The sequence below is a fragment of the Desulfotomaculum sp. genome, assembly GCA_003513005.1.
In the GTDB taxonomy this organism is placed as follows: Bacteria; Bacillota; Desulfotomaculia; order Desulfotomaculales; family Nap2-2B; genus 46-80.
This window is the reverse complement of sequence record DOTD01000016.1, coordinates 24,038-40,653: the sequence shown is the minus strand read 5'-3', so window position 1 is coordinate 40,653 and position 16,616 is coordinate 24,038. Positions and strand designations below refer to the sequence as shown.

The 16,616-nt window shown below is 43.0% G+C and carries 8 protein-coding genes, 1 pseudogene and 1 riboswitch; of the genes and pseudogenes, 5 read left to right on the top strand and 4 right to left on the bottom strand.

Annotation, left to right across the window (positions count from 1 at the left end; translation table 11 throughout):
* Nucleotides 1-368: 368 nt before the first annotated feature.
* Nucleotides 369-6,974, bottom strand: a pseudogene (locus DEH07_01450) (insecticidal toxin complex protein).
* 499 nt (nucleotides 6,975-7,473) lie between these two features.
* Here DEH07_01450 and DEH07_01445 point away from each other — a divergent pair.
* Both DEH07_01445 and thiE read left to right on the top strand, forming a co-directional pair.
* On the top strand, nucleotides 7,474-8,298 hold the full coding sequence (locus DEH07_01445; protein HBY03218.1) for a hydroxyethylthiazole kinase: 825 nt from the start codon (nucleotides 7,474-7,476) through the stop codon (nucleotides 8,296-8,298).
* Complete coding sequence (thiE, locus tag DEH07_01440; GenBank protein HBY03217.1) at nucleotides 8,285-8,926, top strand: thiamine phosphate synthase; 642 nt, start codon at nucleotides 8,285-8,287, stop codon at nucleotides 8,924-8,926. Before DEH07_01445 ends, thiE begins: the two co-directional genes overlap by 14 nt.
* A 192-nt stretch (nucleotides 8,927-9,118) precedes the next feature.
* On the opposite strand, the gene DEH07_01435 is transcribed toward thiE, so the two are convergent.
* The gene (locus tag DEH07_01435) at nucleotides 9,119-9,859 is read right to left on the bottom strand and encodes a hypothetical protein (protein ID HBY03216.1); all 741 of its coding nucleotides are present in this window, start codon (nucleotides 9,857-9,859) and stop codon (nucleotides 9,119-9,121) included.
* A gap of 394 nt (nucleotides 9,860-10,253) precedes the next feature.
* On the opposite strand from DEH07_01435, the gene DEH07_01430 reads away from it, so the two are divergent.
* Entirely contained in the window at nucleotides 10,254-10,571 is a 318-nt protein-coding gene (locus tag DEH07_01430) for a hypothetical protein (protein HBY03215.1), read from the top strand.
* A gap of 8 nt (nucleotides 10,572-10,579) precedes the next feature.
* On the opposite strand, the gene DEH07_01425 is transcribed toward DEH07_01430, so the two are convergent.
* Nucleotides 10,580-11,206, bottom strand: a complete 627-nt coding sequence (locus tag DEH07_01425; GenBank protein ID HBY03214.1) for a peptidase S58 family protein — start codon at nucleotides 11,204-11,206, stop codon at nucleotides 10,580-10,582.
* A gap of 340 nt (nucleotides 11,207-11,546) precedes the next feature.
* A riboswitch (cyclic di-GMP riboswitch) is annotated at nucleotides 11,547-11,632 on the top strand.
* A gap of 872 nt (nucleotides 11,633-12,504) precedes the next feature.
* Here DEH07_01425 and DEH07_01420 point away from each other — a divergent pair.
* The gene (locus tag DEH07_01420; protein ID HBY03213.1) at nucleotides 12,505-14,229 is read left to right on the top strand and encodes a hypothetical protein; all 1,725 of its coding nucleotides are present in this window, start codon (nucleotides 12,505-12,507) and stop codon (nucleotides 14,227-14,229) included.
* A gap of 312 nt (nucleotides 14,230-14,541) precedes the next feature.
* Nucleotides 14,542-15,864, top strand: coding sequence for a UDP-glucose 6-dehydrogenase (locus DEH07_01415; GenBank protein HBY03212.1), 1,323 nt, complete (start codon nucleotides 14,542-14,544; stop codon nucleotides 15,862-15,864).
* A gap of 55 nt (nucleotides 15,865-15,919) precedes the next feature.
* On the opposite strand, the gene DEH07_01410 is transcribed toward DEH07_01415, so the two are convergent.
* Nucleotides 15,920-16,615, bottom strand: a complete 696-nt coding sequence (locus tag DEH07_01410; GenBank protein ID HBY03211.1) for a hypothetical protein — start codon at nucleotides 16,613-16,615, stop codon at nucleotides 15,920-15,922.
* Between the last annotated feature and the right edge of the window lies 1 nt (nucleotide 16,616).

Genomic DNA, 16,616 nt, shown 5'->3' with positions numbered 1-16,616 from the left:
GTTGGCATGTTAATAGTAATCGGATTTACATTTTCAAAAAATCCGGCAGCGCCGCTGACTGCATTGTTTGTTGTAGAATTCCAAATCGGATTATCAAATAGTTCCCAATCAGAATCTTCGGAGGATGAGGTTTCCGATGCCGGAACATATATCTCAGAATGTGCAGGTTGAGGTGGAGCAGGAGTTGATACAGGGGCGCGGCATTCTGTCTCCTCGGGTTCGTATTCTAAAGAAACTGGCTCCTCTGTGTATTCTTGCTGAGGGGCAGGAGTATAAGTTTCGGGAGACTCGCAGACGCAATTTGATTCCAGTTCTTCCTCCCATGGAAGAGGCATACATGATTGTATTTCCGGATCACATGTACATAAGCCGCCGGGGTCATTGCTGCGCAGGGGATTATTTTCAACATACCGGAATACGTTTAAACCACCTCTAATCCCCAGCGGATCCGCACTTATCCATCTGCCGAGCCACGGTATATAGTACCTGGCGCTGTGATACTCCAGGCCGCTTTCTTCATCACGTTCCCTGCCTGTATAACGGTAGCGCTTGGCGGCAGATTTAATTGCTGTGTTTTTAGCCTGGAAGGCAGTGGCGCCATAGGGACGGTATTCCTCATAGGATATTACCCTGGCTTCGCTTGTGCCGTCAATTTCCAAACCGATTGAACCTATATGGTTGGACAGCTGATAGCGTACCAGATGTTTTTCTGTACCGTCATCCACATCGTTGCGTGTCTCTATAATTACAAAAAGATGCTGTTCGTCCATAAGACTAAGGCTGGTCCGTTCCAGCCCCGCATTATTACCGCTGTGCTTCTGGTAGAATTCATAACCGGCCAGGTAAACCCGTTCTTCTTTACGTTCAGGTGTAAGACCGGCGCCGGTTTGCTTTTCCGTAATTTTACGCAGGCGCTGCCCCTGGCTGTCATACTGGTAATAGGTTGTTTCCGGTGTCCCGTCATCTGTAATTCTCTGGCGAACGGTTCTTGCGATTTCCTCCTTAAAGTTCCAGCCTACTTCTTCCAGGTGGGGCATCGCGGTCATAAAACCATGCTGCGGGTGATAAGAATATTGATAATTATTCGTTCCGATCTGTGTGCTGATTAAGCGGTTGGTGTCTGTCTCGTAGCCGTAGGTCCTGGTCCAATTGTTGCCGGCAGCCAGATGCCGGATTTGCGCAATGTTTCCCGCTTCATCGTATTGGAAATTCTGACTGTAGTTGCGCATAACCATGGGATCGCCGGGATTGAAGCAGGCTGAAAAACATTGATCATGCCAGTTATCATTGCTGTCCAAAGCAAGAGCCGCATCGTTCTCCCTGCCGGAGGCTTCAACCAGCCGGTAGAGGGCATCGTAAATATAGCTGGATATGCCGGTTATTTTATGATTATCAAAGAAAACTGCCGGGATATTTTTATCTTCAATATGAGTGATGTTACCAACCGGATCATAGGTATAATACCAATCCTGCAGCGGATCACCATTACTTCTTTTGGATTCTAAGCGTTTAAGACTGAAAGTATTTTTATCATAGTAATATTTGGTGACTACATCATTTCCGTAAATGACTTTTTGGCGCTGACCTTTTTCATTGTACTCGATATTTTTAATATAGGTTGCGGTAATGGATGGATCCGGATGAACTACAATTTCTCCTTTAAGAAGCCCTGTATCATTGTAAGAAAAAATAATAATGCTGCCATCGGGTTTTATCTGTCTGGTAATTCTGCCGAGGGCATCGGTTTCCGAACCGAAGCTAAATTTTACCGGTTCAAGGTCTGCAGTTAAATGGTCGTCTGACCAGTTAACTTCAGTTTTGTAATTTTTAAACAGTGTTCTGATTGTTAATTCGGGATTCCCCTTGAAATCAAAGGCTGGGGTCTCCACAAGGCCGGCTGTATCAAAATGGCGTACAATTTTACCTTTGAGGTTTTTTAGTTTGGAACCGGGTTCCGCTTCTCCATAGAAGATTCTCTCAAATATATGATTAAGAGGCATGGCGCCGTCCCCGCCCAACACTGTATTTTGAAGCGGACGGTGTATAACGTCATAGGAATACCGGAACTCAAAACTGCGCTCATCCCATGTGCGCAGCGGCTGGCCCAGTATATTGACGAGCAGCCACCTTTGTCCCGAATCCATGCTTTTCTGATAAACCTTGTTGCCCAACATATCGTACTTATATTGCGCCACCACATTGCCGCGGGCGTCCTTTATGCTGCGCAGGCTGCCTTCCGCGTCCAAATCTGCCTTTGTGTAATAAAATTCGTCAGCGGCAGTTTCCGGATGCTTATTATGTTCTACAGATAAAACCGGTCTTCCCAAAGAATCGAAATATAATAAAGCAGGGGTATCCGAATGCCGTGCCGCCTGATCGGCGGCTGCCTTTTCCCTGCCGGGATCTTTGCCTTCCGCTGTAAGTTCGGCGTCAATGAGCCGGTTGGTACGATTATTGTACCAGGCTGTTTCCAATACAGTATCATTGCGGTCATAGACAACCTGTTTCCACGAATCAAATTCAACCTTGCTGAATGTGCTGTCAGGCATAGCCGTTTTAATTAGTCGACCAAGCGCATCGTAGTACAGTACCGGTGTGACACCGGTTTCTACAAGCTCCTTTAGATTTTCATACCTGTGTGTTACGGAAAAGTAGGGTTCGTATTTTTTAACGGTTTTACCTTTATTATTAAGCACTGCCCTGCCGCTGCCAATCCAGCGCAGCTGACCGGGCACAAGAGCAGACGTGTCTACTTCCAGAAGAGTATAGGTGTTGTCGGCATTAACGCAGACCTTTTTGGCCGGACCGGGTTCTGCCTGTACCTTTTTTAGCACTACTTGTCCTATTCCATTGGAGTATTCCAAAGTTATCTGCACAGGCGAATCAGGGTTTTTCTGAAAATGCTCTTCCCGTGCTATAGAAGCCGCAACAACCGGTTCCCCGTTTGTTTGGTATGCGTCAAGATCATAAACAAAACGCAGCGTTGCTTTCTGCAGCAATTCTTTGGCTGCGCTGATCAACTGGTCTGAAGCCGGAGCATTAAGAAATTCAGCTGCGTTTGAAGTTTCTGCCGCAGTTTCATAATCTGAAATTCCCGACAAATCATCCGCTTCATTTCCTTTCCCGAATAAAGCCGTAGCTTTAACAAAGCCCAGTTCATCGGCAACAGCTTCTGAGATATTGTCGTTTATATCTCTTATCCGCTGTGGAGACAGGGTCCGGAAATTTAAAAGATCAATTGAGGATTTACTGCCCAGGGCATCTTCCACTTCTCGTATATACAGATGATATTTATCGTCATATGTTACTTTGGTTCGGGCGCCGTAAGGATCAATATAAGATACGGGAATATAAAAACGGTCCTGTGCATCGGCTGATGTTTCCCCCTCGTTAATATGAAGGGTGGTCCCGGAACGAATCCACCAGTTTTCGTCCCCCTCGCTATGCGCAAACTTTCCTTCCAGCATCAGGGCATCGTTTACCCTGGTCCCGAAAATATCAGACAGCAAAGAAGGAGAGTAAGCCAGCTGATAGCTTTCAAACTTAAACGCTTTTGACTCCAGTTGGCTCAGAGACAAAGGAACTGTAAGGTCGTTCCTCAGATAAATTGTGCGTATATGCTCAATTAATCTTCTCTGGGCATATCCCGGGTCAGGTTCGGCATCCGTTAGGTGGTAAGGCACTTCTACGGCTGCAGATAAAATATTGTCAAAATCTGATCGCGTATAATAAGGGCCGGTTTTAGCAACCTCCTTAAGTTCATAAGTTCTTGTTTCCGATGGGAGACGGAGACGATAATAGTCATCATTTATGGCGTCATTGGTAAAGTCATTTATTGTGTAAATTATAGTTGTCCTGTTTTGAGCGTTCCTGGTCTCGGAAGGAAGAGAATCGTCCGCCAACAAACGGGGGTATACTATCGCGGCAGATTCCAGAACATTGCCGTAAGCATCTATTTTAAGATTGAGGCTGTGCTCTATCCGGGGATCTTCCGTATGGCGTTCATAGCTGTAAATGATTGACTCGCTTTTTTTAACTATAAAAACCGCATGTTTATTATTTCCCTTGGGTTGCAGCAGTTCTATAACACAATTACTGGCTGCTGCAGAAAAAGGTGTTAATTCCCGTCGCCGTTGCTCAGGGCTTGCCCCTGACAAAGGCGCATCCTTGGCAAATACTTCAGAACGCAAAGCCATACCTTTGCAGGCACGGATTGCCTCCCGGCGCTCTTCAGCGCTCAGATGCTCTAAGTTAATGCTATTTATTCCTGGTGCGGCGATAATCCGGGCTTCGGATAAGGATAATTCATAATTAACAGCAGAAAAGCCCTGCCTGGACATCTCTTCATACCAGTATTCATGCTCAAACTGATTAAGGATTTTTACTTCGTCTAAAAAGGCTCCCGTATGAAACCAATTTTTGGTCAATACCGGTTCCTGGTGCAGTTCCTTATCTGCAACATTGCTGAAGCTGCCTTTTTCCCAGTGTTCAAAGTATTCCGTATCGGTCTTCTCTGCCATACCGAAGCCTCTGAATTCTTTTTCGGCATGATCATAATAGCCATGATGGTACCGGTATGAAGTTACGAACCGGTAACCTGAAACGATGTCTTTTGTTTCTGACCTGGAAAGACAGTGAACCGGGAAATGCAGTTGGGTAACCCATGGTGTTCCGGCTTTTTTATCTTCAATGTAAAATTGTGTTGACGGTGTATATTCGAGGGTAACTTCTTTACCCATGTTGTTTTTATATTGGGCCATCAGGAATGGTTTCCTGCTGCTCATCAAGTCAACATACTGCAAAGGCGCATGGGTGTCTTTTTCCAGTGCGCTCGACCAGACGATACAGGGCAGGCCGCTGCCTAAAAAATCAACTACTGTAACTTTTGTTTGAGAATTAACCTCCGGCAGCGAGTCTAAATAAAAAGGTATTGTGCTCCAGGCGTTTCCGCTTTTATTCATCCAACAGCCGATCCTGTTTTTCCCCGTATAGACAATGTCAGTTGTTCCCGAGCCATCAATATCGGCCAAATGGATAAAATCAGAATTAAAATGATCCGGAAAATCAAAAACAGGAGCACAGTCCATGTTCACTTTAGCCCCGAATTTTCCGTAACCCAGGTTGGGCCAATAGCATACTTCACCGTTGCGGATTCTTACCAAATCAGTTAAACCGTCTCCGGACATATCGGCAAGGAAAATACTCTGATAGGGTTCGGAAAATAAAATACGCGGACCCTCTTCTTCGTCAAAAAACTGCGCAATCCGGCAGGCCTGTTTAAAACCGTTTCTGCCTTCGGACTCAAACCATATAAAAACATTATCTTCAGCAATGAGTATTTCCGGCATTCCGTCGCCGTTTAGATCAAGCAGCCGCATATTAGGATCCTGCATGTCAACGTTGGGGAAATGTTTAAACGCCTGGAATGATTGAAGGTCCCTGTCTTTGCTTAATTCAAAAAATCCTTTTATCCCATCGTTAAAACTGACCAGTTGTTTTTCACCGCCGGCATCCAGGTCCAGTAAACTTGTTTGTCTCCCTAATCCGCTGAAAGAAGGCCTGGGTGAAACCAACCTGGCTTGTTCAAAATTTCCCTGACCAAGATTGTGCTTATAATACCAACCCTGGGCCTGTTCGCTGAGAATGCCGGATAATCCTTCATTAAATAAGTCTACAAACTGGTAATTGGGTTCGGCCAAACCAGACGGCGCATGAATCAACTGCTCAGCGGCAATGGCGCTTACCGAACTGTTCCAGGCATGTTTTTGGTAGTCCAGTTCCAGGGCAGGCAATCGCTTGCAGGTATATGTTCCGTCTGCCTTTTTAATATATCCTGCTGTTGTAACGGACTTTAATAAACTGATTTCCCCAACAGAATCATGATCGTACTCAAAACTTAAGGATTTTACTAAAGCAGAACCACCCGGAAGTTCGTCAAAATAATGAAAAAGCAGAACCCGCTGACATATACGGGTGGTACGGATTTCGAAACCGGCCTTGTAAAAAGAGAAAGGGTCCGTCCTGAACAGCCAGTCGTTTGACTTTACGCAGGGGGGATCAAATGCGTATTCACCGTAATCAAATACCGTTTGAAACATGTAGCCGGATTCGGCAGGGAAAGGATCATTAAATTGGATATATGGACTTTTATTGCCGTATAAAACTTTATGCAGATATAAATTCGTATAAGTAATTTTACCGCTTTCAAACCTGTTCCGGCTGCACAACTGAGTTGAATCCATACCCAGTTCATTTTCTTTCAGGTAAAGATACCGGGAACAATTGCCCCTGTCATCAAAAACAAATTCAGGCAGCCATTCGAAAACTTTATTTTCATCCCGGGGATCGGCAATTCTGGAATCTAAGCTCCAGCCAAACAGAGTAATCACGTTGTCCTTCGTGATAACTCTCCATTTTAATTCCGGAGAAGTCTTGCCCGACCACCTTTCAATTAGGGCAAATTGGCCTTCAATTCTGGGCTTATAAAATCTGATCTTAAATAAACCGTCGCTGGAATCCTTTTCGTTTATTTCATAGTTACCCTCCGGATCCAGGACAAAATTACCCTCTGGATCCCTTTTAAACTCCGGCACTAGGTCTTCGCCACCGCAAAAAAGAAAGGTGTCAGAATCACAATCGTCCAGATACCTGGGCAGTTCCTGTTCTGTTTTTCTTTTTATAGAAGACAAATTCAATGACCAGCCTAATCCAAAGATACCGTTTCCAGCGCCGGAGTTATAGGTTAAGCTCAACGCCGGCGCCGCGCCGCGTGCGGGAGAAAAAGGAAGATCCAATGAAAAACTGACTGTACCGTTCACAGCATTAACAGAAAATTTTTCATCAATACCCCTGATGGCGCCGCCTCCTTTGGGTAAGTTTATAGACGGTACCTCAATTGCATTGGATTTGGTCTTGCCTCCATCAGTACTAAGAAATGGAGAAAAAGGGTTTTGCTTTTCGTCTTCTTGGTTCATCGTCACCCTCTTTTCTTATAATTTACAGGTAAACTTTTTTACAGGTTAAACTATCAAAGAAAGGAAATATCCATATAGAACAAATCGGATTATCAAAAAATTATTGGTATGCTTTTGGTTATTCTACAAAATGTTACCATATCCTTTTTTATTTTGATTTTTTATTCTCATACATATAGAGCTATACGAAAGTGACGAACAGCACTCATAATGTGCAGATCGTCAGTTTAAATCCGGCTGCTTATTTTTCTCTCTTCGACTTATATCGTATAAGGAATGATATGATTGTGAGTAGTTTCTTCGCAACAGGCCCCGGGATTATTAAAGTCGGGTTTAATATTCTCACTTTTTTATCGTGCTGATTCCAACTTTATTTTGGTCAATTGCGTGTATTTACTATTAATTATATAATATGCTGTAAAGTATGGGCTGTACGGGATATTATTCTTCGCAGTGAAAATGAAAACATAATAGACAGATGAGGGGAGATAAAGTCGCTATGTTTAAGGAAATAATAGAAAATGTAAAAAAAGAAATCCCGCTGATACACTGTATTACCAATTATGTAACTGTAAACGATTGTGCAAATATACTTATTGCTTGCGGCGGGGCGCCCATTATGGCTGATGACGCAGGCGAAGTTGAAGAGATGACTTCGATTTGCAGCGGACTTGTGATCAATATCGGAACGCTTAACCAAAATACAATCCGGGCTATGTTTTTAGCGGGAAAGAAGTCGAATATACTTGGCCATCCTGTCGTTCTCGATCCTGTCGGAGCAGGCGCATCAAAACTTCGTACAGATACGGCGAATAAACTTCTCGATGAGGTAAGATTTACTGTTATCCGCGGCAATATTTCGGAAATTAAGACGCTGGCAATCGGCAGCGGAACAACTAAAGGCGTAGATGCCGATGTCGCCGATATGGTTACGGATAAAACCATTGATAATGTGATCGCTTTTGTAAAAGAGTTCTCAAAAAAGACAGGCGCTGTCACCGTTATTACAGGCGCAATTGATATCGTTGCCGGTGAAAATATAGCATATGTCATCCGCAACGGTCATCCCATGATGTCAAGAATCACGGGCAGCGGATGTATGCTTACCGTTATGACGGCTGCTTATGTTGCCGCAAATCCCGGCGATATCATTAAAGCAGCAGCGGCAAGCGTTTGCGCGATGGGACTTTGTGGTGAACTTGCTTTTTCAAAATGTAAAACGGCCGGCGGTGGCAACTCGAGCTATCGCAATTATTTGATCGATGAAGTATACAATCTTGACGCCGAGAGCTTGATGAGAGGCGCGAAATATGAAGCTCGCTAAAAATTCAATGCTTTTATACGCCGTAACCGACCGTACATGGCTTGGCAAGCGAAAGCTTATTGAGCAGGTAGATGATTGTCTGAAAGGCGGAGCAACCTTTATTCAGCTTCGTGAAAAGGAACTTGATTATAAAGCCTTTTTAGCAGAGGCAAAAGAAATAAAGACTTTGTGCCATAGGTACAATGTTCCGTTTGTTATCAACGATAATGTAGATATTGCCGCTGCCTGTGATGCTGACGGCGTTCATGTCGGTCAGAGCGATATGAAAATAAATGAAGTCAGAGCGAGACTTGGCGGTAATAAAATAATTGGTATCTCTGCTGTAACAGTAGAACAGGCAATTATCGCCGAACAAAACGGAGCCGATTATCTTGGTGTCGGCGCTGTCTTTTCCACTTCAACAAAGCTTGATGCGGATACTGTATCTCACATAACCCTGAATGCAATCTGTAACGCAGTATCCATTCCTGTAGTTGCAATTGGCGGTATAACTTCACACAATATACTTGAACTGAAAGGCACGAACATTGATGGTGTGGCCGTTATTTCGGCGATATTCGCACGGCCTGATATAAAGGCGGCAACTGAAGAATTATTAATGTTATCAAAGGAAGTAGTGCCGGTATGAACCCGCCATCCAGGAGTGTCAGCGACAGTTTCATTAAACAGGCGCATAGAAAGTTTATCTAGATACAAGTAGACACGAGGTAGACACAAGGGGACGGTTCTCCTGTGCTTACTTGTGAGCACAAGGGTACCGTCCCCTTGTGTCCTTTGATGACGCTGCATTAGCAGCATGGATGTCTATCCGCAATACACGCTAAACTTTCCCGACACGCTCTTTGGAATAGTCAAAAATGTGCTCCCGCACATTTAAAGAGGGAGACATAACAACCATTTCACCAGTTTCTAGAGGCTCGCCGGTCTTGGGGTGGGGGCCTATACTTTTAACTACCCATTCGTTGAGCAACTGAAGGCCTCCGAGGTTTTCAGGAAATCCCCCAAAAAGGTCCCACACCCTGAAATATACTACCAGGTGAAGCCGCCAGATATTGTCCTCACGGTCACGCCTCATTTTAAAGGTAATTTCACGTAAGCAGGGCTCTGAGGCACGGCTTTCCGGGTCGTCGGGGGTTCTTAAGGCAGTGATGTCCTCCGGTTTGGCTATTGTAATAGAAGCTTTGGCATGTCCGAACCCCCAGGTCTGGAACCTGCGGATAACCTCTATAACTTGTGGAACAATCCTTTCGCCATATGTGTAGAAGGTGTTTTCCAGTACTAACGGGTTTAGGATGTAAGAGTTGAAGTACTCCTCGATTTTTGCGGCGGTAGTCGGGGGTGGAAAGCTCATATTATGCGGGATGATATCACAAAGGGGCCTAATGTGAGGCCTTCTAATCCGGCAAACGACGAAATCAAATTCTCTCCGGAGCATCCCGGGATATGAACCATGCTCGACGCGATACTCATAAGCATCGATATCCCAGAGCTTTTGCTGTAAAAGGTACCAGGCCTCAGGCAGGTTTTCGGCATCAATATTAACTATGTTTAATAGTTCCATAAGTTGTCCTCCTAAGAAATATTAATCAATTCCCATAATTTCCCGCCAATGTTCCCTCGAAAGGCCTGGTCGCACCAACGTTTTGGGAACGTCGGGAGTTCTGGCAACAATAATAAAGAGGATGTCTGTATATCTATTATATTCCATAAAGCGGGTTAAGTGGAAAGGTAGATTTAACGAATCAATGAAAATATAGTATTTTTATGATGTTTTTAAAAGTTTCTTATTAACTGATTGGAGGATTTTTGAAAGGAAACATCTAATTTAAATACAAATGCAGAGCAGGTTTTTTGCTTCTATCCTTTCCTGAACACCATCCTAGAATAGAGATTAAATCAAAATTCACTTAGACAAAAGACTATTTTTTTGATTAAAAAGGAGAAAGGGGATTTAAATGTCATCTTTTAAAAAAAGGTTTTCTCTAACATTGTTTGGCTGTCTCGTTTTAGGGTTATTCTTCCTGTTTGTTAATAGCGCCGGAGCTGAAAACGTTTCGCCTTCACAGGTAATTAAGCTTATTGTTAATAATAAGACGCTAACTGCTGATGTTCCCCCCGCTTTAATTAACGGAAGAACAATGGTGCCGGTCAGGGTGGTAGCTGAAGCATTAGGTATTTTGGTCGAATTCAACGATTCAACTCGGACAGTTACTGCTTCTCAGAATAATATCATAGTGAAATTGATAATCAGCGGTAACAGTCAATACGGATGAGGCAGGTTCTAATGACATCCAAAGCCTGCTAATTCCACAACGATATGACCCTGGTCCAATACGTCTCCGAGGGGATTGACTACTGCCAGGGCTGCCACCACGGGGCCTCCAGGAATGCAAAGGGAAGCTGTACCCAATCCGCCTTTCATCGGACTCCCGTAAAATTTTCCCACTGTCGCCCCTGCTCCGGCGCCCACATTCCCTTCAGTCACGGGACCCGTACTTGCAGCCTGGCAGGCGATGTATGCCAGGGCCGCATCAGGCGGATTTAAACCCCTGGCGAAGTCGAGATCGTAAATGACTGATGCAGGCACTACAGGCGCCTCGGCGATTACATGCTCGACAAGACAGCGCATCATTCCGCCCGCCGCTGGCAGCCCAAAGTTACTGTAACCTGTAAGGAAGACGGCCCGTACAGGATTTTCCTTGGCGCCGGGGCGTATTGCATCAGTTAGCTGCGTACCAGGATTGCCTCCCCTTACGTCTACACCTGGGACCGCTCCGGCCGGACAAAGAATCACTGTGCATCCTGTACGGCCGCTTTTATCCTCAGCGTTTCCCACCAGAATGCCGGGAACATCAGTAAGCCCTCCCTTAATGGCTGCTTTCAATCCCTGGCCCTTTTGATTACTCAATTACCTCACCCCAAGTTAATGATTTAAGTATAGAGAAAAACGCTAACCGCAGAGGCAGGCGGATTGTTGATGAAGGTCCAGCACCGAAGCTATCGCAAGAATAATGGTGAGTTACTCGCCGGCGCTGGGAGTTGTATAGTTCTGCCAGGATTGCTTCATACTACAAGTCTTGCAAATCCCAGCTGATGTCAGCATAGGCGAATGTATAAACTATTTTATATCTAATCATATATGTCATAATGATCCATAATATGCAATCTGTAAGAAGAACGAATTGGTAAAAATCTTGTTTACATCTGGAAAATAATAATGTAAAATTACATCAATTTAATAAAAAACTTCTAGCTCAGGATAAAACCGTCGAAAGACGGTGACACATAAGCCACGGATCTACTGCCTTTAAGCTATGATAGCCGGGTTGCGTGGAAGTAAGAATTCCTGTAAATATGCTATATACCTGTCATGGCGCCTGACCCCAGACAGGTTTTTTATTTTTACTTAACTTTCTTAAAAGTAACAAACTTATCTATCGAACAAGGTGATTGCACCGGCTTTAGGCAAACTCAATCCATTTTTTAAAAACTTGGGGGTACTTGATGTTGATCCCTCCGAACATAAGTACCCTCCCTTGGTTTTGGACCTTTATTCTTGATCACATGACAGTGCAATCCTGACGGGCTCGATCTTGTGGGGCAGAAGGAGTTTTATAAGGCAATCATCCGGCATTTGCCCAGTACAGGGGCTTTTTTGTTTAAAACGTTAATTGCATGGTGGATATAAATCTGTTATAATAGAGATATTCTGAATAGAGATATTCTGTTTGAAAAAGTTGATAAATTGGTGATTTTGGCATTTCAAAATCCAAAACTTCTTCGTTATAGAGACCAATTTGGCGTTAATCAAGGGATTGACGATTGAAATATCTCCACTATGTAATTAGTGTTTTATTTTGTTTTAAGAATAATACTTGCGGAAAACCATCATTAAACTTATCAAAAATACTCTCCTATCCTGAAAATTAACTTGCATTAAGGAGGTCAGTTACTTGTGTGCTTATTTTCGCTTCAGCAGCATGGATGTCTGACTTGCAGAAAATGTCGAAATACGAAGATTTCTCACGATAATTAATTAAAGGAATATTAGGATAATTGGAGAAGAAACACCTTAAAACAATAATTCCGGGAAAAGAAGTTTAACTTTGGAAAATACCTTGTTGAAACTTTTTCCCAAATAGCTAATTTCCAGGATCCTATTTTTTAAAGGAAGCCTATACGTCATGCGAAAGTTGAGAGTGAAAAATGAATCATCTTATATCTAAAATATCGGGGATACTTGTTAAGGTTATGGCATTGAGGGAAAAAGCGCAAAAAAACAGTGATGCTAAACTTGAACAAAATGATCAGGATAAATCTGAGGTAGAATACCGTATCCTGGTCGAAAATCTGGGTGACGTTATCTTTTCTCTGGATTTACAAGGTTTCATTACTTATATTAGTCCTGTTGCAGAGAAGATGTTTCTGCATAAGCCAGAGGAACTTATTGGTGAAAATATATTGCGATATGTGCATCCCGAAGATACTCCTATAGTCTTAGGCAGCATACAGCGCGTTTTAGTCAAGAAACCTGAATCAATTGAATTCAGGCTGGTAGATCTTGACGGGACTACTTATTATGTACAGACTTCCTGCAGAGCATTGCTGAAAGACAACAAGTTAGTCGGGGTGACAGGCATTCTTTCTGATATAACTGAACGGAAAAGAATTGAAAAAGAGCTCAGAGAATCTGAAAGTAAGTATCGGACACTTTTTGAAACAACCGGCTGCCCAACAGTAATCTTCGAAGAAGATTTGAAGTTGTCGATGATTAATCATGAATTTGAAAAGGTTTCTGGATACACGAAGGATGAAGTCGAAAATAAAAAAAGTGTACAGGATTTTATTGTAGACGAAGACAAAGAAAGGGTATTTAAATATAACGACAGGCAAAAAATGCATCCGGACGATTCAAAAAGAAATTATGAGTTTAAAATGAATAATAAGCATATGGATGTAATTAATATCCTGGCAACAGTCAGCACAATTCCTGGCGCCAAGAAACGTGTTGGTACTTTCCTGGACATTACAGACCGCAAACTCATGGAGAAAGCTTTGCAGGAAAAGGAATTGTTTTTAAGACAAATAACCGACAATATGCTGGATATCATAGCCAGAATTAAAGCAGATGGTTTTTTTGAATACATCGGCTCGTCTGTAAGAAACATTTTAGGGTATGAACCCGGGAAACTTGAGGGGTCATCTCTTTTTGACCTTATTCATCCGGAAGATTTGCAAAGAGTAAAACGCATCTATCAAACAACTGCTGCAAATAAGAATTCGGTCACAATTGAGGTCCGCTATAAGCATGCAAATGGCTATTATATTTGGCTGGAAGCCTTTGGCAAAGTAATAGAGGATGCTAACGGATGTCCAATTGGCGCTATAATCAGTGCACGTGACATAACGGCCAGGAAAGAAATGGAGGAAAGGTTAAAATATCTCAGTCTGCATGATGGCCTGACGGGAATTTATAACCGGATTTATTTTGAACAAGAGATGCTCCGTTTGCAAAACGGGCGGGATTACCCGATCGGCATGGTTGTTTGTGATGTAGACGGCCTTAAAATTATAAACGATTCCCTGGGGCATAAATTTGGAGATATCTTACTGAAAGAGGCCGCTGAAGTTATCAAAAAGTCGTTTCGCAAAAGCGATATGGTAGCGCGTATAGGAGGTGATGAATTTGCAGTTCTTCTTCCGGGCTGCGATTCTGACGTTATTCCAAATTCCTGCCGCAGGCTTAAGGAGAATATTGTTGTCTGCAATTCCGAAAACCCCCAATTAAATTTAAATATCTCCGTCGGTTATGCAGTTATGGAAACTCCAGGCGACCTGGTTCAGCTTTTTACAGAAGCTGATAAGAACATGTACAAAGATAAATTTCTCCACGGTGAAAGTATACTGAATAATCATTGCTCTTCAGCTTGAATTTTTTAATAAATTTATTACTTGTTATGCCCTCCACCCTCCTGATTCGATACAGGCGGGTTTTTTCTTTTCTTATGCTCCATCGCGGCGCAGGGTAACACAAATGGCTATAATTACATAAACTTACTAATAAATGTAACGCAGTTCCTGTGTCGGGAGTTGTTCTTAGTGGGCGGAGTATGCCCAATATTCTTTGCCGCCAAGTTCACCTGCTGATGATTAAAAGAATCTATTAAATAAAGTTTCAAAGAAACACTGCGTTAACAAAACGCAGTGTTTCTTTGAAACTTAATATTTAAGGAGGAGCGCAAATTGGCAAGGTTGTGTGTTGTTGGGTTGGGTTATGTCGGACTGGTCACGGCTTCGTGTTTCGCTAGTCTTGGACATAGCGTAACCTGCCTCGATAAAGACCAGAAAAAAATTGATCTTCTGTCCAGGGGAATCTCTACTTTTTTCGAGCCCGGGCTGGATGAACTCCTAAAAAAAGGACTGGAAAAAGGCATCCTTTACTTCACTGATGATTTTAAGACTGCAGTCAGCCAGGCTGAGATCATTTTTATATGTGTCGGGACACCCCCACATGAAAACGGTATGGCGGAAATGTCCCAGGTGGAAGAAGTTTCCCGCTCCATTGCCGACAGTATAGAAGGTTATACACTCATCGTTGAAAAAAGCACTGTGCCTGCAGGTACTTCGGAAAGAATCAAACAGACGATAAAAATGGCCCGCCGGAATGAAGCTTCATCCTTTGATTTAGCAAGCAATCCCGAATTCCTGAAAGAAGGCTCGGCTGTAGGCGACTTCATGCACCCGGACCGCATTGTGCTCGGCGCCGACAATGACAGGGCCAGGGAGAAACTGCGTGCATTATACCAGGATTTTAATTGTCCCATCCTGTTCACAGACATATCGACTGCGGAATTAATCAAGCAAGCCAGCAATGCCTTTCTGGCTATGAAAATTTCTTTTATAAACCTGGTTGCTGATATTTGTGAAAAAGTAGGCGCAAATATTAAACAAGTTGCGTACGGCCTGGGTTATGACAAACGTATCGGCAGGGATTTCCTCAATGCCGGCGCAGGTTATGGCGGAAGCTGTTTCCCTAAAGACGTTAAGGCCTTATCAGCCATGGCCGACACACTGGGTATCAATACTACCCTGCTTAAAGAAGTAAACCGCATTAATGAAAAAAGAATCTGTTTGATTGCTGATAAAATTGAAGATACCCTCTGGGTATGTAAGAACAAGAATATTGCAGTGCTTGGCCTGGCCTTTAAAAGCAACACCAATGATGTCAGGGAATCTCCGGGAATAAAGCTGATTAAGGAATTAACCGACAGGGGCAGCATTGTTTCCTGCTATGACCCGAAAGCAATGGATAACGCCAGGTCTGAACTTGGCAGCGCAAAAGGCCTGGTAACCTTTGCTGAAGATCCCTACGCCGCTGCAAGGATGACGGATGCTGTAGTTTTTATGACTGAATGGCCTGAATTCATTAAGATTGATTTTCAAAGATTGCGTAAAACTATGAGGACTCCGGTAATTATTGACGCCAGAAACATGCTTGATCCGGACGAAGCAGTAAAACACGGATTTTTCTACAACGGAATCGGGTATTGCAGGCACGGACAGTGAAAGATATCTCACACCCTGAAAAAAGTTCATATTATACGGGGATGTCTATTCTTTTTCATTTTCCCGATCCCTGCCTGCGCCTGATAAACCACATTAAAAAGTAATAAGAAACAAACCCTATTATAGCGGCATTAATCAGGCTGCCTAAAATAAAAGGGTAACCGTGTTCGAACAGTTTATCAAGAAAAAAGTCAAAAGTTGATATTCCCATATCATGGATATCCAGTCCTGTTTGTATATCCCCAAAAAGAAGCTTTCCTACAAAAAAATCAAGAGCATAAAAGGAAGGAACGGCCAGTTTAAGAATTACTACTGTAGATACTGCCGCAACAGGATTAACTTTTACCGCACGGGCGGCTAAATAGGATAAAGGTATACTGATTATGGGTATTGGAAGAAAATCAAACGCCAGACCAAGAGCCACCCCACCGGCGATCTTTTTCGGTGAATCAGATAAATTTAAGATTTTTTTCAAGTAGGAATGTAATTTACTACCCGGCCTCACGGAAAAAAGGTTTTTAAACTTGTTCAGTATCCGGTCTTTCCAAAGCCTAATACAGTATACAGCTTGTTTGCCCATTAGATTTTGTTCCTTATGTTTTATAATAAAAAACTTTATTACCTTTGGCTGTAAAAATTCATCTGGTAGAATTATAACACATAATGCGCCAATTGGAAAAAAAAGATAAATCAATAAGCTATATATTAAACTTACAAAAACACTGCTTTCCGATAACCAAAAAAACTTCACA